Genomic DNA, 20,621 nt, shown 5'->3' on the forward strand with positions numbered 1-20,621 from the left:
TGACAGGGCGGCACGAAAATGATTAGCCTGCTAATCTGTTCATTAGCATACTAACCATTATGACCCAGCCAGACCCCGCACCCCGTTCTGTCATCATCGCCATGTTCCGCACCGTGCGTCTGCTGCGTCAGCGGCTGGATTCGCGGGCGCGCGACATCGGCCTCAGCTATGCGCGGGGGCGGGCGCTGGGGGTAATCACCCGCAACGAAGGTGCCACCCAGGCCGAGGTCGCCCTGATGCTGGGGATCGAGGCGCCGACGCTGAAGCGCCAGCTGGACGCGCTTGAGGCCGACGGCTTTATCACCCGCTGCAAGCTGCCCAATGATGGCCGTAAACATGCTCTGTTCCTGACCGACAAGGGCCGCGATGCCGAAATTCTGGCGCATTTGCGGCCCGAAACCCTGCTGGCGGGCATCCCGGAACAGGATATCGCCACCACCCTGCGGGTTCTGGCGCAGGTCGAGGCAAATGCCGGTGTGCAGGACAACGCATGACCGCAACCGCCGACCCGAATGCCGCCGCGCCGGCCCCGGCGCCCGCGCCCGTGTCGCCCGAACTGACGCTGAAAGGCGCCTGGCCCTATGTGCTGGCCGCGTCGCTGATCGCGCTGGCGCAGGGTCTGGGGCAGGGGTTCATCTCGGCCAATCTGTCGCAGATGGCGGGGGATCTGGGCATCACCACGACCGAGGCCAGCTGGATGATGGCCGCCTATATGGTGCCGCGTTCGGCGCTGCCCATCATCCTGATGAAGCTGCGCACCCAATACGGCCTGCGCCGCTTTGCCGAAGTGGGGATCATCGCCTTTGTGCTGGCATCCTTCGCGTCGATCTGGATCAGCGATCTGCGCTCGGCCATTGTGGTGCAGTTCCTCAGCGGGCTGGCCGCGGCACCGCTGTCGACGCTGGCCTTCCTGTATATGCTGGATAACCTGCCCGAGGTCTGGAAACTGCGTTTCGGCCTGCCGGCGGTGATGACCTTCATGCTGTTGGGCACACCGCTGGCGCGGGTCATCTCTCCTGCCCTGATGCAGGATGCCGGGACCGGGGGGCTGCACCTGCTGATGCTGGGTCTGGCGCTGGTGATGCTGGGGCTGATCTATGTGCTGCCGCTGCGACCGGTGCCGCACGCCAAGGTGATCGCGCCGCTGGATCTTGTCAGCTTCGGGCTGATCTCGGCCGGGTTCGCGGGGCTGACGGTGGCGGCGATTCAGGGGCCGATCCACTGGTGGACCGATACCGCATGGGTGGCGATCTGGCTGGCGGGCGGCATTGCCGCGCTGGCGCTGGCGGCGATGATCGAACTGAACCGCAAGGTGCCGCTGATGGACATCCGCTGGCTGGTCAGCCCGGCCATGCTGCACCTGACCGGGGCGCTGTTCCTGTTCCGGCTGATCCTGTCGGAACAAAGCGCCGGGGCGCCGCGCATGTTCATGGTGCTGGGGGTGGGACCGGGCCAGATGGTGCCGCTGTTCACGGTGATCAGCGTGGCCACGGTGATGGGCGGGCTGGCCTGCATCGCCTGGATCGCCCCCCGGCGCGAGGTCTGGTTCCACCTTGCCGCGCTGGTGCTGATCGCCGCTGGCGCGTGGATGGATTCGCAATCGACCGTCGACACGCGGCCACAGCAATTCATCATCTCGCAGGCCATGATCGGCTGTGCGGGGATGCTGTTCATGCCGCCCGCGATGATGGCGGGGCTGTTATCGGCGCTGGCGCGGGGACCGGCCTATATCCTGTCTTTCGTGATTATTTTCATCTCGACCCAAAGTCTGGGGGGCATTCTGGGATCGGGGCTGTTTACCAGCATCATCAACTATCGTCAGGCCTTTCACATGCGGGTGCTGGCCGAACAGCTGGATGCCGGGGCCGCCCGCAGCGGCGCGCTGATCGGGCAGGTGGCCGCGACCCTGTCGCCCCAGATCAGCGACCCCGCACTGCGTCAGGCAGGGGCCGTCACCGCCATCGGGCGGCAGGTTGCGCAGCAGGCCTGGGTGCTGGCCTATAACGACGCCTATTTCCTGACATTTCTGGTGGCGGTGGCGGCGCTGGCCGCGCTGTTGCTGCACCTGCTGCGCGACTGGCTGGCACAGGCGGTGTTCCGCATCGGCCCGCCCCAGCCCCACCACACCGCCGCCGCGCAGACCCCACCGCAAGCCGCCGCCCCCCGCTGACCAAGGATAAGACCCATGAAACCTTCGATCCTGCTGCCGACTGTCATTGCTGCCCTGATCGGGGTGCTGGGGGTGCTGATCGTGCTGTTCGCCTGGCACCTGCCGCCCTTTGCCCCGGCACATCCGCAGACTGAAAACGCCTATATCCGTGGGCAGGTCACCACCATTGCGCCGCAATTATCGGGCTATCTGTCGGCGGTGGAGGTGGCCGATTTCCAGCCCGTGACCAAGGGTCAGGTGATCGCGCGCATTGACGACCGCCAATACCGGCAGCGGCTGGCGCAGGCGCAGGCGGGGCTGGCCTCGGCGCAGGCCGCGCTGGCCATTGGCGCGCAAAGCATCCATTCCGCACAGGCGGCGCTGGCCTCGCGTCGGGCGGCATTGGCGGCGGCGCAGGCGGCGCTGGACACGGCGCAATCGGGCTGGGACCGGACCCGGCAGTTGCAAAGCCGTGGCGTGACCTCCAGCTCGAACGCGGACCAGTCGCTGACCGCGCTGCGTCAGGCCGAGGCCGCGGTCCAGCAGGCCGAAAGCGCCATTGCCGTCGCGCGCGAGGATGTGAATGGCGCAAAGGTCGGGCAGGATGCCCGTCAGGCCGCGATCGACAGCGCCAAGGCCGCCGTGGCACTGGCCCAGATCGACCTTGACAACACCCTGATCCGCGCCCCCGCCGATGGTCGTCTGGGGCAGGTTTCGGCGCGGGTCGGGCAATATGTGACACCGGGCAGTGCGCTGGTCTCTCATGTCGGGCGCGACCTGTGGGTGGAGGCCAATTTCAAGGAAACCGGCCTGCACGGGATGCGCCCTGACCAGCCGGTGCATTTCACCGTAGACGCCTTGCAGGGACAGGCTTTTACCGGTCGCGTTCAGGCCTTTTCCCCCGCGACCGGGTCGGAATTCAGCCTGCTGTCGGGCAATAACGCCACCGGCAATTTCACCAAGGTGGCACAGCGCCTGCCGGTGCGGATCTCGATTGATCCGGGGCAGGATATGGCCGATTATCTGGCGCCCGGCCTGTCGGTCGTGGTCTGGGTTGATACAGAAGCAGGGTGACGGAAATGCGGCGTTTCGGGGAACAGCTGCGATGACGGCCGCGCCGCCCATGCTGCGCATCTGCCTTGATCCGCCGATGCTGGCCTCGGCTCGGGCGGGGCGGTTCAATTTTCTGACCCAGGTTCAGCAGGCGGCGCAAGGCGCGGGCTGGCGGGTGGAATGGGCACCACAGGATGCCCGCGCCCCGCAGGACGGCTTTGGAATGTTTCACATGAAACATCCGGGCGACGGGCGCAGCCTGCTGTTCCGCCGCGCCTATCATTACCCGTTCTGGCATATCGAGACCGAGGAAAAGCGCTGGCGCTGGCCGGTCGCGCTGGCACGGTTTCAGCCCGACAGCATCGCCGCACAGCCCGCCCGCGATTTTGCCGCGCGCCTGCGCCAGCGCGTGCTGCCGGGGCCGCCGCCGCGCCATGACGGGCCGGTGCTGATCGCCCTGCAAGGCCGGGTCGGCCAGACGCGGTCGTTCCAGACCATGTCGCCGCTGCAAATGGTGGAAACGGTGGCCCGCAGCGGCCTGCCCGCCGTCGTCACCCTGCACCCGCGCGAGGTTTACACCCCAGCCGACCGCGCCGCGCTGGACCGGATCGCAGCGGCACATCCGAACCTGACCATCGGCGGCGACAGCACGCGCCTGTTGCGGGATTGTCGCTTTGTGGTGACGCAAAACAGCGCCGTGGCCTTTGATGGCTATCTGCTGGAAAAACCCGCTGTTTTATTCGCGCAGGTGGATTTTCACCACATCGCGCTGAATGTCGCGGAAATGGGCGCGCGGGATGCGCTGGCCGCCGCAGCCGGTCACCGGCCAGATTTCGCGCGCTATCTGGCATGGTTCCTGCGCGATCAGTCGATCGACGCCATGGCGCCGGATGCGCAGGACCGCATTCGCGCGGCAATGCGCCGGGGCGGCTGGCCGATCTGACCGCCGCCCCGTGCCAGATCTCAGATGCTTTCGTCGATCCAGGTCTTCAGCGCGGCCTTGGGCGCGGCGCCGATCTTGTTGGACACGACCTGACCACCCTTGAACATGAACAGCGCCGGAATCCCGCGCACACCCATGGCGGCGGGGCTTTCGGGGTTTTCGTCCACATTGACCTTCACGACCTTCAGCTTGCCGGCATATTCCTCGGCCAGTTCCTCAAGCGCGGGGCCGATCTGTTTGCACGGACCGCACCATTCGGCCCAGAAATCGACCAGAACGGGGGTGTCGGACTGACGCACTTCGGCGTCGAAATCGGCGTCAGAGACGGCTTTGGTGGGCATCGTGGCCTCCTTGGCAGGTGAAATCACGCCGGGCGCTGCTCCCGGCGCATCAGGTCTAACAGCTAGGAACGCTTCCGCAACGGGTCAAGCCCGCAACCCGGCCAGATTGTCGCTGACCCGGTCCAACAGCGCATCAGGCAGGTCCATCACCTGCCGCGCCGCTGTCCACAGGATCTGGCCGGAAACCGCCCGCCCCGGCCAGATCTGCTGTGCCGCCAGACGATAGGCCGCCATCTGCCGCAAGATCCCCTCGGGGACGGCATCGGGGCTGTCGGGCACCTGCGCGTTGGATTTGTAATCCATCACCACCACCCGGTCCGGCCATACCAACAGCCGGTCAACGACACCGTTCAGCACCCCGCCCCCCGGCAGGGGCGCGGTCAGTGCCACCTCGGTCAGCACATCCGCATCATCGGGCAGCGCCAGCGCCGTGGCCACCTGACGTGCATCCAGCAGCGCCGATACCTCGTCCAGCAGGGCGGTCTGGGTGGCGATATCGGGCAGCCCGCCCTCGGCCCCGGCCAGCGCCGCCTGCGCAAGACCCGGCCAGTCGGGGCGCGGCTTGCCGGGCAGCAGTTCCAGCAACAGATGCAGCCGCGTGCCGCGCAGCATCGCATCGGGGTCGGGTGCCGATCCGGCCAGCGCCTTGGCACCGCCAAGCGCAGTCGCCGCCACCGGACGCGGCCTGCGCGCCATGCCCGGCGGCAGCTTGCGCACCCAGTCCGGCAGATCCGCCAGCCCCGGCGCGACCTGCCCCTGCGCCGGCGCCAGTTCGGGCCAGTCCCCATGCGACAGACGACGGATCTGCCCCCCCCACGGGCAGGGCAGACGCGCCTCGGGCAGGGCGGCGCGGTCCATCCCGGCGGCAACCATCGCGTGCCAGCTGTCCGGCCCGGTGCCAAGATCGCCCGCCGCCGCCACGATCAGCCAGCTTTCCGCCCGCGTCAGCGCCACATATAACAGGCGGCGGCGCTCTTCCTCGTGCCGCTGGCGCTGGGTCTCGGCGGCGCCGGCCACCTGTGGCGGACGCTCGTCCTTGCGGCCCCGCCACAGCACCGGGCCGTCATCCTGCGCCAACAGCGCGGCCTCTTGCGCGGCGCGGCGCTTGCCGGTGTCGGGCAAGATCACCACCGGGCTTTCCAGCCCTTTGGACCCATGCACCGTCATCACCCGCACCATGCCGCCGCTGCTGCCGGGCTGGCGCTTGACCTCGACATCATCGCCCGTCAGCCAGACCAGAAACCCGGTCAGCGAAGGCACTTCGACCCGCTCGTAACCCAGCGCCTGCGACAGCAATTCGTCCAGCCCGTCCTCGGCCTCGGGGCCAAGACGCGATAACAGCCGGTCACGCCCGCGATGCCGGACCAGCAGCCGGCTGATCAGTTCATAGGGGCGCAGATAACCCGCATTATCCAGCATATCCGACAGCACCGCCCGGCTGTCCTGATGCGCGGCGCTGTCGCGCAGACGTTCCCACAGATACTGGCCTTTGCGACGTCCTGTGGCCAGCCGGAACAGGTCATCCTCGGACAGTCCGAACAAGGGCGATCGCAGGACAGCGGCCAGCGACAAATCATCCTCGGGCGTGGCCAGAAAGGCCAGCAGCGCCCGGATATCGCGCACCGCCAGTTCCGCCGCCAGCTTCAGCCGGTCCGCCCCCGCCACCGGCAGGCCCGCCGACTTGCAGGCGCGGATCACCTCGGCAAACAGGGCCGAGCGGCGCTGAACCAGCACCAGCACATCCCCGGCATCCAGTGGCCGCACGACGCCGGTCTTGGCATCATGCAGCGGCGTGCCGATCATATCGCGGATCTGCGCGGCAACGGCGTTGGCCAGTTGCACGACCTCGGAATCCGGGGCGGGCAGGTCGACGGCATCGAACCATGCGCCCGCCTCGGGCTTGTCGGGCCTGGGCAAGGGGGGCCACAGGTCGACCCGGCCCGGCAGGGCGGCGCGAAAGGCTTTGTGTTCCGAACGGTCCCCCAGCCCCTCGGCCGCCGCGTCCTGAAACACCGCATCCACCAGCGCCAACACCGCGGGCGAGGACCGGAAGCTGTGCTTCAGATCCGTCTGCTGCATGGGGCGCTGGATGGCGGCGAAATCAGCGTCGAATTCATCGCGCTTTTCGTTGAACACCCGGATATCGGCGCCTTGGAAGGAATAGATCGACTGTTTCGGGTCGCCCACCACGAACAGCGTGCGGTCGCGGTCCACGGCGCCCTGACCGCTGGTGAATTCGGCGGTCAGGCGGCGGATCACCTGCCATTGCGCGGGGCTGGTATCCTGTGCCTCGTCCACCAGAATGTGGTCGATGCCGCCATCCAGCCGCCACAGCACCCATTGCGCCAGATCGGACACCGCCAGCAAGCGCGCGGTGCAGGTGATCAGGTCATCGAAATCCAGCCAGCCATGGTCACGCTTGCGCGCATTATACTGGCGCATGAAAGCATGGCCAAACCGGTGCAGCGCGGCACTGCGCTGTGCCGCGATCAGCGACAGGCGGGCGGGGCGGGCGGCCTCGACCCGGCGCATCAGGTCGTTCAGCGGCGCCAGCATCTCGCCAAGCGCGGCCTGCGTCGGCCTGGTCGGGAAACTGCCGATCTTGGCGGTAAAGGCATGGGCGGCCAGCCCGCCGGTTTCCTTGTCCTTGACCGGGCCAAACAGCAGCACGTTTTCCAGAACCGCCAGCGCCTCTGGCCCCGGCGCGGTCCAGTCCAGCGCGGCCAGTTTGACCGCCGCCTTGCCATCATTGCCGCCCTTGGCCTGCAAGGCCGGGATCAGCGCCGCCATCAGCCCGGCTTCGGCCCCCAGAAACACCTGTGCCAACAGGGTGTCGGTGTCGAAACCGGCAGGCAGACCAAGCGCCGCCAGCAACGCATCCGGGCTGACCGCGCGGTCAAAGCCCCCGGCGGTGACACTTGCCAGAAACCCGGCCAGCTGGTCGTCGCTGACCAGCGTCACCAGATCGCGCAGCTCGGGCACCCCGTCGCGGGCCATTTCCTCGACGATTTCGGCCCGGATCAGATCGGCGCTGCGGCTGTCCAGTTCGCTAAAGCCATGCGGCACACCGGCCTCCAGCGGAAAGCGGCGCAGCAGGGCGGCGCAAAAGCTGTGGATGGTCTGCACCTTCAGCCCGCCGGGCGTTTCAATCGCCTGCGCGAACAGGCGGCGCGCGGCGGCCAGATCGGGGGTGCCGGTTTCGCCAAGCTGCGCCAGCTCGGCCCGCAAGGCGGCATCCCCCAGCATCGCCCATTTCCCCAGCCGGGACAGCAGACGGTTCTGCATCTCGGTCGCGGCGGCCTTGGTATAGGTCAGGCACAGAATGCGTTCGGGCGCGCAGCCGGCCAGCAACAGCCGCGCCACCCGGTCGGTCAGCACCCGCGTCTTGCCCGACCCGGCATTCGCCGTCAGCCAGGTCGAGCGCGCCGGATCGGCGGCCTCGACCTGCCGCTTGCTGGCATCGTCCATCGCCCGATCAGTCATCGCCACCCACCTTTTCCGGCACCGGATCATCGGCCATCGACCATTCGCCAAAGCGCGACAGGTGGTCATAATCGCCACTGTCGGACACCTGTTCTACCGCGCGGCGGGCGGTAAAGCCCTTGCCCCCGGCCTGATAACGCCGGATCAGGTCGACGAACCGGTCCCATGTCTCGTCAATGGCCTCGGGCGGCAGGTCGCGGGCCTCGGTCGCGCCTTCGCCGCCAAGCTGGATATAGCTGACGCCGCTGACCGGCACCGGTCCCAGCCGGTCAAATGCCCCACGCACCGCCATCGCGGCCTCAAGCGGCAATTGCTTGTCAAACGCCTTCATCTGCGCATCCGACGGCGGCTTGCCGGATTTGTAGTCATAGATATGCGCAGTGCCGTCCTTCAGCGCGTCGATCCGGTCAGGCCGGGCGATCAGGCGGAAATCCATGCCCGCGACCGGCAGGCCCGCGTAATCCTCGACCACGACCGGTCGGCCAAGCGCGGCGCGCGCCAGCTCATCCGCGACCAGCCGGTCGGCAATCGCCTCGATCCGCGCGCGCCAGAAAATCCGGGCCGAGGGCCAGGGCACATCCGCCGCCAGCACCTGATCAGTCGCCGCCATCAGCCGCGCGCGCAGTTCGTCGGGGGGCGTGTCGGCATCGGGGGGCGGGGTCAGAAACGCCTCGACAATGCTGTGCAGCACCTGCCCGCGCATCGCCGCGCCGGGTTCAGGCCGCAGCGGGTCCAGCGGTTTCAGCCCCAGAATATGGCGCGCGTAAATCGCATAAGGGTCACGGATCAGCGTGCGCACCTGCGTCACCGACAGCTGTTTCAGCGCCGGCCCCGGCGGAATGGGCGAGGGCCGCCGCGCCGGTGCAACCGGTTCCGAAGGCGCATTCATCGCCGCCGCCAGATCCAGCCAGCGCCGCCCCCGCGCCCGCATATCGGCCAGCGCCTGCGGCCCGCCCTGATCGGGCAGCCCCCCCAGCAGGTTCATCAGCCGGTTCAGCCAGCGCGACGGAATGGTTTCAGCATCCGCATCGCGCCGCGCACGGGTCAGCACCACCTGCGGCGCGGCAATGGCTTGCTGGAAATCATGCGCGGCCAGACCGATCTGGCGTTCCGGCACCGTCAGCCCGGCCTGCAAACGCATCTGCCGCGACAGCCACGGGTCCGGCGCGGGCATTTGCGGCCAGCTGCCTTCGTTCAGACCGGCCAGAATGACCAGCGGTTCATCGGCGCTGACGGCCTCGGTCCGGGCGTCGCGGGCACCGAAAAACCGGATCAGCGGGTGCGGCTGCGCGTCCAGACGCACGAACTGGCCCGACAATTGCTGGCTGATCAGCGCCGCCATGTCGCGCGGCGGCATGGGATGCGCCTTGCCCGCATGGGCCGAAATCAGGTCCATCACCGCCCGCGCCAGCCCGCCTGCCGCGCCGCGCCACAATTCCGATTGCGCCGCATCGCCGCCCGGCCCGGCGGCCAGCCCCTCGGCCAGCGCCACCAGCCGGTCCAGCCGCTGCGGCAGCGGCGCGGCGGCGCGGTCGGTGGCCAGCGGCGCGATCTGGTCCAGCCACAGCGCCAGCCAGCCGGTCCAGCCCTGACGCGCCGCATCCCCCCGCGCGCCCCAGTCGCGCAGCGCCCCGCCATCGGGAAAAGCCGGTCCATGGCGGCGCAGATGCAGTTCCAGATCGCGGGTCTGGCGCAAATGCTCGCCCCGCGCCGCGCGCCCGGCACCGGTGGCACAGATCGGCTGTTTCAACAGCGTCAGCAACCCGTCCAGCGTCAGATCCTGCCCGAACAGCGCCGCCACATGGCGCAGAAACAACCCCGAGGCCGTCAGATGCAGCGCCAGCCCGCGCGGGTCGTCAGGCAGCAAATGCCAGCGATCCAGCGCCACCGTAATGCGCCGCACCAGCGGCTGATCAGGTGAAAACAGCGCCACCGGCTGGCCGCGTTCCACCGCCTCGCGGATCACCAGCGCCACGGCATCGGCCTCGGTCGCGGGCTGGTCAGCCTCGATCAGGGTCAGGCCCTGCGTCGCGGGGGCCAGCGCCCCCAGCGCCGGACCATCCGCGATCCACTGATCGGTGACCGGCGCGGGCCGTAATGCCAGCGAAACCAGGGCGTTGCGCGCGCCCTGCGCGTCGGCGCTGTCCAGCCACGGCGCCGGGGGACCGAATTCATCGCGCAGCGGCAGGAACCGGCCCTGCGGGTGGTCGTCAGGTGCCATGCCAAAGCCCGCCCAAACCGCATCCGGCTGGGTAAAGTCATAGCCCGGCAACACCACCGCGCCATTTTGCAGCCGCGCCACCGCCTGCATGAACAGCCGCGTCGCCCCATGTGACCCGGTCGAGCCTGCGACCAGAACCGGTCCCTGCGGCAGGTCGCGCCCGGCGGCCCAGGCCTCGGCGCGGCGGGCGGCGGCGGCATATTGGTGGGCCTCGCGGTCGGCCGGATCGCCTTGCAGATAGAAATCGGCGGCAATGCGCAGAAACCCCAGCATCCGCTGCCAGTGCTGCGCGTGCTGACCGGCGTCAATGCGGTCCAGCGCGTCCGGCCCGGCCCCCTCGGACTGCATCTCGGCCATCAGCGCCGCCAGCGAGGCCGCCAGCCCCGGCACCGACTGGCTGCTGCGCAGATCGGGCTGGCGCTGCAACAATTGTTCGATCAGCCAGCCCAGTTCCAGTTCGCGTGCAAGGCTGGCCTCGGGCGGGGTGGTGGCGTCCTCGGCCCCCAGATCCGCGATCAGGTAAATACGCGGCAGCAACAGCGGGCCGCGCCGGTCAAAGGCCTCTTGCAGGCCCGCCCGCGTCCGGGCCGAGTTGGCCCAGATCGTCACCCGCGCCAGCGCTTGCGGCGGCTGACCCTGAAAGCGCTGCAACAGGCCGGTCACGGTGTCGCTGGCGAAATCGGCACCCGGCGGCAGGGCGAACAGACCGGGCTGCCAGACCCGGCTCATGCGGTGGCCCCGTCAGGGCTGGCCAAAAGCGCCTCGGCCAGCGGGATGCAGTCGGGGCGGCCCACGTCGCACCAGCCGCCCGGATGCACCATCCCAAAGGCCCGGCCATCCGCGATCATGCGGTCCCACAGCAGGTTCAGCGAAAAGAAGTCGCGGTCAATCGCGGCCAGCAGGTCGGGGCGGATTATCTGGCACCCGGCATAGACCATATCGCCCTGACGCGCGATCCGCCCCGCCGCGTCCAGCGCGAAATCGCCCCCGCCCTGACGCCCCTGCGCCCGCGCCAGCGGCACCAGCGCCAGCAGCGCGTCCATCCGGTCCCCGTCCCATACCCGCGCCAGCGCGACCAGCGGGTTCGGTCCGGTCCATACCACATCCGGGTTCAGCGTCATCACCGGTCCCGCGCCCAACAGCGGCAGCGCCTTGCGCAGCCCGCCGCCGGTTTCCAGCAGCGCCGCCGATTCATCCGACACCATCACATCCGGCGCCGGTCGCGCGGCCAGATGCGCGACGACCTGATCACCCAGATAATGCGTGTTCACCACCACCGGCCCCGCCCCGGCGGCCTGCGCCATGTCCAGCGCCCGGTCCAGCAGGCTGCGGCCCGCGACCCTGATCAGCGGCTTGGGGCAGTTATCGGTCAGCGGCGCCATCCGCGTGCCCTTGCCCGCCGCGAACAGCATCAGGGGAAAGCGCTTATCCATGGGCGATCCTTTCGATCATCTGCGGCGTCGGGTCGGGCAGATCGGCCAGCAAACCCGCCAGCGGCGCCAGCGCCGGATGCGCCAGATCGCGCCGGATCAGCGCCCATGTGCGCGGCATGAATGCCAGATAGCGCGGCTTGCCATCCTGTCGGCACAGCCGGGCGAAAATGCCCATGATGCGCAAATTGCGCTGTGCCCCCAGCAGGGCATAGGCGGCGCGGAACCGGTCCGCGTCCAGCCCGGTGGCGGCCAGATACCGCGCAATCTGCGCCGCCTCCAGCGCGGGGGGGATATCGCGGCGCACATCTTGCAGGACCGACACAAGGTCATAGGCCGGATGCGTTGCCACCGCGTCCTGAAAATCAAGCAACCCCAAGGGCTTGCCCCCACGCCAGACGATATTTTCGGCATGAAAATCGCGCAGCGCCACCACGGCGGGCTGATCGGCGCAAAGCTGTTGCCACAGATCCGCCACCGCCGCCGCGATGGCCGGGCCGCGACCGGCATCCAGGCCGATGGCGGGCAGATAGCACTGCGCGAAAAGCCCCACCTGATCGGCCAGCACCGGGCCGTCCAGAACCGGGACAAAGCCCGGCGCAGGGTGGCGATGCAGGTCGACCAGCAGGTCAGTGATGCGGTCATGCACCGGTCCCGCCATCTGCGGCTGGCGGTCACAGACCCGCGCCACCAGATCGTCCCCGAAATCCTGCATCAGCAACAGCCCCGCCGCGGCATCGCGCACCAGCAGCCGGGGGGCGGCAAACCCGTGCCCGCGCAGCCAGTCGGTCATCGCCATATACGGCCCGCAACTGCCCGGCGCGGCATCCATCAGCACTGCCCGATCACCTGCCCCCGGCCCCAACAGCCGGAAATACCGCCGGGCCGATGCATCCCCGGCCAGCGGAAAAACCTGCGCATCCGCCCATCCGTTACGGTGCAATAATACCGCAACCTCGACCGCACGGGCGATGCTGGGCCAGCGCCCAACCGGACCGCTGAGGGTGATCTGGCGATGGTCGTGATCGCGGCCCGGCGACAGGCTGACGGTCAGCGCATCATCGGGCAGGCTGTCCGCGCGGTCGGGCCATTCGACCAGCGTGATCGCCTGTGGCAGGGCCTCGTCCAGCCCCAGCTCGTCCAGCTCGGCCGGGTCGGACAGGCGATACAGGTCGGCGTGCCAGATCGGCACACCATCCGGGTCGTCATAGGCCTGAACCAGCGTAAAGCTGGGCGAGGGCACCTCGGCCATGGGGTCGCGCAGGCGGGCGCGGATCAGGGCGCGGGCAAAATGCGATTTGCCGGCGCCAAGGTCGCCCTCAAGCCTGATGCAATCGCCGGGGCGCAGATCGGCGGCCAGAACCGCCGCCAGCAGCGCCGTCAGCCCGGCATCGGCATGTGAAATCGTCGCAAGGATCGTCATGGTCCGGTTCTAGCGCAGCCACCGCGCAAGGCAAGCCGGTCAGTGCCGCGAACCGGGCCGCGCCGCCGATGTCAGCATTACCGACCGCATGTCCTGCGCCTGTGCCACGGCATCGCGGTCGACCTCGAAATGCAGGCGCAGCGCATATTCCGACGGGGTCGAGACGATCTCGGCCTCGCTGTCCAGCTGCATGGCGAAAGCCTCGATCAGCTGGCTGCCAAGGCCGGTGCCCTCGGACATGACGGCGCCTTCGCCCATGGAATTGGCGATCTCGAAAAACGCTTTGCCGTCCGGGTCCTGGCGCAGGGTGACGCGCACATAAGGGTCCGCCCCGGCCTGCGCCCCGGCATATTTCAGCGCATTGGTAAAGGTTTCCGTGGCCAGCAGCGTCAGCGGCACTGCCTGATCGGGCAGCAGCGTCAGCGCAGACAGATCCGTCTGGATCGAGATCCGCGACCCGGCCTCGACCTGCGCGTTCACCATCTGGTTGATGATATCGCCGATCAGCCGGTCAGCCTCGACCGCGTCCAGATGCTCGGCCTGATATAGGTTGCGATAGATCGTCGCCAGCGAGGCCACGCGGTCCTGAACGCTGCGCAGCACGCGCTTGGCATCGGCATCGTCGATGACCCGCGTCTGCATGTTGATGATCGAGGCGATCAGTTGCAGGTTGTTCTTGACCCGGTGGTGAACCTCTTTCAAAAGCACGGTTTTTTCGGCCACGGCCTCTTCCATGGCGGCCTCGTCGCGGATCAGGATACGGGCCATGTTGGAAAAGGTCTGGCTGACATCGGCAATTTCCGCCGGCGCGGTTTTCAGCACCAGCGGGGCCTTGTCACGGTTGCCGATGGCGAACCGGCGCATCTGGCTGCGCAATTCGGAAATATGCCGCAAAACAAGGCGATAGACGGCAAAGTAAGCCACCGCCAGCGACACGATCCACAGCAGGATCGGCACCAGAATGGCGGTCAGATTGGCCAGCCGGAAGCTGTTGATCCCGGCCTGATCTGGCGCCCAGATCCCCAGCGCATAGACCAGCCCCGGAACCACCGGCACCACCGAATACACCCGTTCATCGCCGCTGCGGGCATAGGACCGGAAGGTGCTGTCAGTGCGCAGGGTCAGCGTGTTCAGCGGCTTGTCGCGGGGCAGCATCGGGTCCATTTCGGACATCCCGGCGCTTTCCATATCCGAGGTCAGGATATTGCCATATTGGTTAAAGGTCAGAATCGCGGCGGAATTTTCCGACGACATCACCGCGTGGGTGGACCGCAGCAAATCGCGCGAGACGCTGACGGCGACATATCCCAGCAGATCGCGCCCGCGATACAGCGGCTGCGACACCACCACCACGTCACGCCCCGACACCGGCCCGGACGAGATTTGCGAAATCAGCGTGCCGGGTTCCTGCATGAATTTCAGGTAATGCGGCGAGGTGCTGACATCCGCCACCCGGCCGGAATTGCATTCGGTCACCCCCTGCAAGGTGGTAAAGCCGGCATAGACATAGGTGGCGCTGCGCTGGACAAAACCGCGCATGATTTCAGAACATTTTTCAGAATCGTTCAGGGTTTCCAGCACCGCCGGTCCCAGCGCATCGGCGGTGCCAAGCGCGCTTTGCAGCAACGCCCGTTCCCCCGCCGCCGCCGCGGATGTGCGCCCCAGCAGGGCGATTTCGGTCGCCCGTTCAGCGGCCTTGGACAGGTTCAGCGTCTGGACGACAGAAATCAGGCCGATGGGCAAAATCGCCACCGACAGCAGCGTTGCCAAGCGAAAGCCCAACCCTTTGGTGAATTCCAGCCGGTCCTGCCAAAACCTGCGCATCCGTCGACCTCAGCGGGTGACGGGCATGTTCGCCCCCATGACGGCCAGCGTGGCGGGGTCGGTCATCTCAAGCTCTTCGCCATCGGCCAGATGCAACAGCTCGGCCAGACGGCGACGGCCGCGATTGGCGCGCGACTTGACGGTGCCAACGGCAACGCCGGTCATATTCGCGGCCTCTTCATAGGAAAACCCCGACGCGCCGACCAAAATCAGCGCCTCGCGCTGTTCATCGGGCAGTTGTTCGAAGGCGGCGCGGAAATCGTTCAGCGCCAGACGCCCGTCATGTTCCGGGCGCGTGGCCTGACGGGCGGCGTGGATGCCGTCAGTATCCGACACCTCGCGCTTGGTCTTGCGTCGCGCTGAATAGAAGGTGTTGCGCAAAATGGTGAACAGCCACGCCCGCAGATTGGTGCCGGGCTGGAACTTGTCCATATTCGTCCACGCCTTGACGATGGCATCCTGCACCAGATCGTCCGCCGACGACCCTTCGCGGGTCAGCGACAGGGCAAAGGCCCGCAGCGCAGGCAGGTGGTCGACAAGCTGGTCGCGGGGATCGCCATGTTCTTTCACGGCCTGATCCCGTCCGGTGACTGCGGCTGTCATGTGTTACTCCTGCTCGCGCAGTTGTTGCAGCAGCGCCATGAAACGGTCAGGCACCTCTTTTGTCGTGTCCTCCTGATAGACACGGCGAAGGTTTTCATCAATCTGCTGCTCGATCGCTGCCAGCTTGCGCTGTTCACGCTTGGTATTCATTTTGTAAATGTCCGGTTCGTCTTGTGCGCACCTTGCACAACCCTTATCCATAAGCAAGGTTCCGAAGTTACCGGTTTTTTTTTGAGGACATCATGAGTGCTGCAGACCTTGCCCAATCCATCGGGCGCGAGCTTCCCTATCTTCGCCGTTATGCCCGCGCATTGACCGGCAGCCAGACCGCCGGCGACAATTACGCCGCGGCCACGCTTGAGGCGATCTTGTCGGACCGCAGCGTCATGGATGGCGATGACACCCGCATCGGCCTTTTCCGCACCTTCCACGCCATCTGGCAAAGCTCGGGTCAGCCGGTGGCCGCCGATGACCAGACCACGCGCGAGGCCCGCGCACAGGTGCATCTGGCCGGCCTGACCCCCAATTCGCGCGAGGCGCTGTTGCTGCGTACGATCGAGGAATTGCGTTACGACCAGATCGCCCGCGTCATGGATGTTGAACAATCCGAGGCCGAAGAACTGGTTCAGATCGCGCTGAACGAAATGGGCCGCGCCCTGTCCGGCAAAGTGATGATCATCGAGGACGAGACCATCATCGCCATGGACCTGAAGGGCATCGTGCAGGCCATGGGCCACGAGGTCACCGGCGTGGCCCGCACCCACAGCGCCGCGATCAAGCTGGCCGGCGAACAGCGCCCGGACCTGATTTTGGCCGATATTCAGCTGGCCGACGGGTCGTCGGGGATCGACGCGGTCAATGAATTGCTGGGCAGCATGGGCGATATGCCGGTGATCTTTATCACCGCCTTCCCCGAACGCCTGCTGACCGGCGACCGGCCCGAACCGGCCTTCCTGATCTCGAAACCCTATTCCGAGGAACAGGTGCGTTCGGCGGTCAGTCAGGCGATGTTCTTTGCCTCAAGCGAGGGGATCGGCGCCTGACGTCAGACCCGGTATCGGCGCCGCTTAAGCGGCGTCGCCTTCCGCTGGAATCTCGCGCCGGGCGGCCCGCGCGGCCCGGATGCGCCGCCTGCGCCCCAGTTCGACATTGATCAGCGCGCCCATCAGCACCGAAAACCCGGCCAGATAAAACCACATCAACAGCGCCACCACCGCACCGATGGACCCATAGATTCGGTTATAGCTGTTGAAACTGGACAGATAGACCGAAAACGCCACCGAGGCCGCAGCCCATGCCAGCGCGGCAAACAGCGACCCCCAGGTAAAAACCGGGGTGCGGGGCGTTTTGACATTGGGACCATAGCGATACAGCACCCCGATCTCGACCAGCACGATCAGGAACAGCGCGCCCCATGGCAGCGACGACACCAGCCACGACCGCAGCGGACTGGGCGGGAAAAAGTTCAGCGCCACCGGCACCACCACGATTGTGGCCAGCCCGACCAGAACGATGCCCACCACCGCCAGCGTCAGCACATAGGCCAGCAAAAAGCCGAAAATCGTCGAATGCGACCGCACCCCATAGGCGGCGTTCAGCCCGCTGATCAGCGCCGTCACCCCGGCCCGCGCCGCGATGGTGGCGATGATGAACGAAATCGCTGATGCCCAGCCCAGTTGCGTGCCGCCACCATTGGTCAGCGCGATCACCTGCGTGTGCAACAGTTGCGCGGCCTCGTCCGGGATGAACTCCTCGGCCACGTCCATATATTCCATGATCACGGTCGGGTCGAACCACAGCCCCCACAGCGCGATAATCGCCGCAAGGCCCGGAAACACCGCGAACATGGCGTAAAACGCCACGCCGGCGGCGATCAGGCTCATGTGGATCTTGTCCATCCGCTGCAACAGGGCGGCAATGAAATTCCAGTTGTCGCGCCACATGGCCAGCATGGTCATCTTCCCCCGTCCGGTCGTGGCAGGTTCGCGTCATTCGGGCGCTGGTGCAAGCCACGCCGCCCGGAACGTCGCGACATCGTGGCCTAGCTGTAACGCCGCCAGACCGCCGCATCGCCAAGCGTGGCGATAAAGGCTGTATGGGCCTCGGCCTCGGCCTGGGTCAGGCGCGGGGGCAGGGGCGTGGGCCGCTGCGGGCGCGGATTGCTGCGCAGATCGCCCCCGGCGCCACCATGTCCCGGCCCCTCCAGCACCAGATCGGGCTGGCGACCGCCGATCAGTTCCAGATAGACATCGGCCAGCAATTCGCTGTCCAGCAGCGCCCCGTGCAGTTCCCGCCCCGAGTTGTCGACCCCAAAGCGCCGGCACAGCGAATCCAGCGTCGCGGGCGAGCCGGGGAATTTCTCGCGCGCCATGGCCAGCGTGTCGATGGCCCGCGACCACGGAATTTCGCGCTGACCGCATGTCTTCAGCTCGTGGTTCAGGAATTTCATGTCAAAGCTGGCATTGTGGATCACCAGCCGGGAATCGTCCCCGATGAAGGCCAGAAAATCCTGCGCGATGGCCTGAAACACCGGCTGTCCGGACAGGAATTCATCACCCAGACCATGCACCTCGAACGCCTCTTGCGGCATCGGGCGCTGGGGGTTGATATATTGGTGGTAATGGCGCCCGGTGGGCAGGTGGTTATACAGCTCGACCGCGCCGATTTCGACGATGCGGTCGCCGGTCAGCGGGTCAAAACCGGTGGTTTCGGTGTCCAGAACGATCTCACGCATGGGGTTGGCCGGTGGGTTCCGTCTTGCCGGTGATTTCCTGATGGATCGACCGGACGGCGGCGCGCGCGCCCTCCAGCGTTTCGGTGGCGATCACCCAATCGGCGCGACTGCGTTTCTGGTCGTCGGGCAATTGTCGGGCAAGGATCAGGTCGAACTGTTCAGGGGTCATGCCGGGGCGGTCCAGCACCCGCTGGCGTTGCAGGGGCGCAGGCGCTGACACCGTCACGACGCCGTCCATGTCGCGATCAGCGCTGGTTTCAAACAACAGCGGAATATCCAGCACCGCAAGCGCCACGCCGTCGGCCTGTGCCTGTTCGCGAAAGGCGGCCCGGTCGGCGGCAACCAGCGGATGCACGATGGCCTCAAGCCGGTCCAGCGCGCCGGGGTCGGTGGCAATGGCGGTTTTCAGCGCCTCGCGGTTGACGCCCGCGTCACTGACCGCCTGCGGAAAGGCCGCAGCCAATGGTGCCACCGCCGCGCCGCCCGGCGCATACAGCCGCGCCACCGCCGCATCGGCGTCCCAGACCGGACAGCCCAGATCGGCAAACATCCGCGCCGTGGTGGATTTGCCCATGCCAATCGACCCGGTCAGTCCCAGAAAATACGTCATCTCAGCACCTCTTGCCGCAGATCTTCGTCAACCTCGGGGCGCTGGCCGAACCAGCGTTCGAAACCCGGCGCGGCCTGATGCAGCAGCATCCCCAGACCGTCAACCGTTCTGGCGCCACGGGCCTGTGCCTCGGCCAGAAACGGGGTCAGCAGCGGGGTATACACCAGATCGGTCACCAGCGCCCCGTCGGACAGCGCGTCCATCGGAACCCGCAGCGGCGGCTTGCCGGTCATCCCCATCGAGGTGGCGTTGATCACCGTTGCCGCGTCTTCCAGCATATTGCCGGCCTGCGCCCATTCATAGATCACCACCCGCGCACCAAATTCCGCCTTGATCTGTTCGGCCCGCACGCGGGTGCGGTTGGCAATGCGCAATTCCGTTACCCCCGCCTCGAGCAGCGAGGCCACGACCGCCCGCGCCGCGCCGCCCGCGCCGATCACCGCCGCCGGGCCATCCTGGGGCGCCCAATCCGGGGCGTGTTGGCGGATATTGGCGATAAAACCGTAACCATCTGTATTATCGGCATGAATCTTGCCATCAGGGCGAAAGATCAGGGTGTTTGCCGCGCCAATCAGCGCCGCACGGTCAGTGACGATATCGGCCAGCGCCAGCACCGCCTCTTTATGCGGGATGGTGACATTGGCCCCGACAAAGCCCATGCGGGGCAGGGCGTGCAAGACCTCGGCCAGATGATCGGGCTGAACCGGCAGCGGCACATAATGCCCCGCGATGCCATAGCGTTTCAGCCAGTGCCCATGCAGCCGCGGCGAGCGTGAATGCGCAATCGGCCAGCCGATAACCCCCGCCAGCGGCACGTCCGAGGGCATATCCTGCCGCGCCAGATCCGAGCTGTCCGTCATCGTCAATCACCGCTTCGCCTTTTCCCATGGATAGCCGCATCCGGCGCGACGTGGAAGGGGGGGGCGTCCCTGTGGATAACCCCAAGCAAAAGGCTGGGTGGGAATCGTTGGCAAGCCGGGGGGCGGATTTTGCCTTGGGATAACTGGCCGGAACATCAAGCGAACCAGCAGGGTTTTCCCACAGGTGGAAAAGCGTTTTCACGGGGTGTGTGAATCTGTGGAAAACCCAACTTCCCACAAAGTTTTCCACAGCCAGTTTGCAAAGCAACCCTTTGTTGTAATTTTACAATTCAGGTCTTCAACAGCGGCCCATGCGATTTTTTCCCCCGGTGGATTCTGGGGATTGAATCGTTCAAAAGACTTGTATCCCGAAGCCCACAGGCCCAATAACAACAACAACCTTGAATCTTTTCTTATTGTATAGGGGTTCGGAACCGCGATGGGCGATCTGCTGGCACTGTCTTACCCTTGGGTGAAATCGTTTCACGTCATGGCAGTGCTGTCCTGGATGGCGGGTCTGTTTTACCTGCCGCGCCTGTATGTCTATCACGCGGAACGTGGGCTTTCGGGGGCGGAACCGGCAGAGTCCTTTCGCATCATGGAAGACAAGCTGCTGCGCGTGATCATGAATCCCGCCATGATCGCCAGCTGGCTGGCCGGTCTGGCGCTGGTGCTGACGCCGGGCATTGTCGACTGGTCGATGGTCTGGCCGTGGACCAAGGGGGCGTCTATCATCGGAATGACGTGGTTTCACATGTGGCTGGCCGGGCAGCGGCGGCGGCTGGCACAGGGCATATCGTTAAGCGGTCGCCGATATCGGATGATGAACGAGGTGCCGACCCTGCTGATGATCGTGATCGTTCTGTCGGTGATCGTGAAGTTCTGAAACGACGGGTTTGGCGGCTGGGGTTTGACTCGGCTGTTGAATGCGCGTAGAAGCCGCCGCA

18 protein-coding genes are annotated in these 20,621 nt (G+C 66.6%); 6 read left to right on the forward strand and 12 right to left on the reverse strand.

Going from position 1 to position 20,621, the window contains the following annotated elements; translation table 11 throughout:
* Positions 1-59: 59 nt before the first annotated feature.
* Genes ACFXP9_RS09085 through ACFXP9_RS09100 form a run of 4 tightly spaced genes read left to right on the forward strand, consistent with a single transcriptional unit; the run spans position 60 to position 4,145 of the window.
* Positions 60-494, forward strand: coding sequence for a MarR family winged helix-turn-helix transcriptional regulator (locus ACFXP9_RS09085; protein ID WP_397208605.1), 435 nt, complete (start codon positions 60-62; stop codon positions 492-494).
* Positions 491-2,170: an MFS transporter gene (locus tag ACFXP9_RS09090; protein ID WP_397208604.1), complete on the forward strand. Its 1,680-nt coding sequence runs from the start codon at positions 491-493 to the stop codon at positions 2,168-2,170. The genes ACFXP9_RS09085 and ACFXP9_RS09090 overlap by 4 nt, the downstream gene beginning before the upstream one ends.
* 15 nt (positions 2,171-2,185) lie before the next feature.
* Entirely contained in the window at positions 2,186-3,223 is a 1,038-nt protein-coding gene (locus ACFXP9_RS09095; RefSeq protein ID WP_397208603.1) for an HlyD family secretion protein, read from the forward strand.
* Between the two features lie 31 nt (positions 3,224-3,254).
* Complete coding sequence (locus ACFXP9_RS09100; protein ID WP_397208602.1) at positions 3,255-4,145, forward strand: hypothetical protein; 891 nt, start codon at positions 3,255-3,257, stop codon at positions 4,143-4,145.
* 20 nt (positions 4,146-4,165) lie between these two features.
* On the opposite strand, the gene trxA is transcribed toward ACFXP9_RS09100, so the two are convergent.
* Genes trxA through ACFXP9_RS09140 form a run of 8 tightly spaced genes read right to left on the reverse strand, consistent with a single transcriptional unit; the run spans position 4,166 to position 15,620 of the window.
* Positions 4,166-4,510, reverse strand: a complete 345-nt coding sequence (trxA, locus tag ACFXP9_RS09105) for a thioredoxin (RefSeq protein ID WP_397208669.1) — start codon at positions 4,508-4,510, stop codon at positions 4,166-4,168.
* Positions 4,511-4,570: 60 nt separating this feature from the next.
* Positions 4,571-7,969 carry a double-strand break repair helicase AddA gene (gene addA, locus ACFXP9_RS09110; RefSeq protein WP_397208601.1) on the reverse strand — a complete coding sequence of 1,133 codons (3,399 nt, stop codon included), beginning with the start codon at positions 7,967-7,969 and terminating at the stop codon, positions 4,571-4,573.
* Complete coding sequence (addB, locus tag ACFXP9_RS09115; protein ID WP_397208600.1) at positions 7,962-10,919, reverse strand: double-strand break repair protein AddB; 2,958 nt, start codon at positions 10,917-10,919, stop codon at positions 7,962-7,964. Before addB ends, addA begins: the two co-directional genes overlap by 8 nt.
* Positions 10,916-11,623, reverse strand: coding sequence for a nucleotidyltransferase family protein (locus ACFXP9_RS09120; protein WP_397208599.1), 708 nt, complete (start codon positions 11,621-11,623; stop codon positions 10,916-10,918). Before ACFXP9_RS09120 ends, addB begins: the two co-directional genes overlap by 4 nt.
* Positions 11,616-13,043, reverse strand: a complete 1,428-nt coding sequence (gene tsaE / locus ACFXP9_RS09125) for a tRNA (adenosine(37)-N6)-threonylcarbamoyltransferase complex ATPase subunit type 1 TsaE (protein WP_397208598.1) — start codon at positions 13,041-13,043, stop codon at positions 11,616-11,618. The genes ACFXP9_RS09120 and tsaE overlap by 8 nt, the downstream gene beginning before the upstream one ends.
* A gap of 39 nt (positions 13,044-13,082) precedes the next feature.
* Positions 13,083-14,867 carry a histidine kinase dimerization/phosphoacceptor domain -containing protein gene (locus ACFXP9_RS09130; protein ID WP_397208597.1) on the reverse strand — a complete coding sequence of 595 codons (1,785 nt, stop codon included), beginning with the start codon at positions 14,865-14,867 and terminating at the stop codon, positions 13,083-13,085.
* A gap of 9 nt (positions 14,868-14,876) precedes the next feature.
* Positions 14,877-15,470 (reverse strand): RNA polymerase sigma factor, encoded by a 594-nt coding sequence (locus ACFXP9_RS09135; protein ID WP_397208596.1) that lies wholly within the window; start codon positions 15,468-15,470, stop codon positions 14,877-14,879.
* A 3-nt stretch (positions 15,471-15,473) separates the two neighbouring features.
* Positions 15,474-15,620, reverse strand: a complete 147-nt coding sequence (locus tag ACFXP9_RS09140; RefSeq protein ID WP_397208595.1) for a NepR family anti-sigma factor — start codon at positions 15,618-15,620, stop codon at positions 15,474-15,476.
* A gap of 92 nt (positions 15,621-15,712) precedes the next feature.
* Here ACFXP9_RS09140 and ACFXP9_RS09145 point away from each other — a divergent pair, with 92 nt between their 5' ends.
* The gene (locus ACFXP9_RS09145; RefSeq protein WP_397208594.1) at positions 15,713-16,513 is read left to right on the forward strand and encodes a response regulator; all 801 of its coding nucleotides are present in this window, start codon (positions 15,713-15,715) and stop codon (positions 16,511-16,513) included.
* Positions 16,514-16,537: 24 nt separating this feature from the next.
* Here ACFXP9_RS09145 and ACFXP9_RS09150 read toward each other — a convergent pair whose 3' ends face one another.
* The 4 genes from ACFXP9_RS09150 to ACFXP9_RS09165 form a co-directional block, all read right to left on the reverse strand.
* Entirely contained in the window at positions 16,538-17,428 is an 891-nt protein-coding gene (locus ACFXP9_RS09150) for a YihY/virulence factor BrkB family protein (RefSeq protein WP_397208593.1), read from the reverse strand.
* Between the two features lie 83 nt (positions 17,429-17,511).
* Entirely contained in the window at positions 17,512-18,204 is a 693-nt protein-coding gene (gene dnaQ / locus ACFXP9_RS09155) for a DNA polymerase III subunit epsilon (RefSeq protein ID WP_397208592.1), read from the reverse strand.
* Positions 18,197-18,814, reverse strand: a complete 618-nt coding sequence (gene coaE, locus ACFXP9_RS09160) for a dephospho-CoA kinase (protein WP_397208591.1) — start codon at positions 18,812-18,814, stop codon at positions 18,197-18,199. The genes dnaQ and coaE overlap by 8 nt, the downstream gene beginning before the upstream one ends.
* Positions 18,811-19,641: a shikimate dehydrogenase gene (locus tag ACFXP9_RS09165; RefSeq protein WP_397208668.1), complete on the reverse strand. Its 831-nt coding sequence runs from the start codon at positions 19,639-19,641 to the stop codon at positions 18,811-18,813. Before ACFXP9_RS09165 ends, coaE begins: the two co-directional genes overlap by 4 nt.
* Before the next feature lie 472 nt (positions 19,642-20,113).
* On the opposite strand from ACFXP9_RS09165, the gene ACFXP9_RS09170 reads away from it, so the two are divergent.
* Complete coding sequence (locus tag ACFXP9_RS09170; protein WP_397208590.1) at positions 20,114-20,560, forward strand: CopD family protein; 447 nt, start codon at positions 20,114-20,116, stop codon at positions 20,558-20,560.
* The last annotated feature ends 61 nt before the right edge of the window (positions 20,561-20,621 follow it).

The sequence above is a fragment of the Paracoccus jiaweipingae genome (assembly GCF_044335505.1).
In the GTDB taxonomy this organism is placed as follows: Bacteria; Pseudomonadota; Alphaproteobacteria; order Rhodobacterales; family Rhodobacteraceae; genus Paracoccus.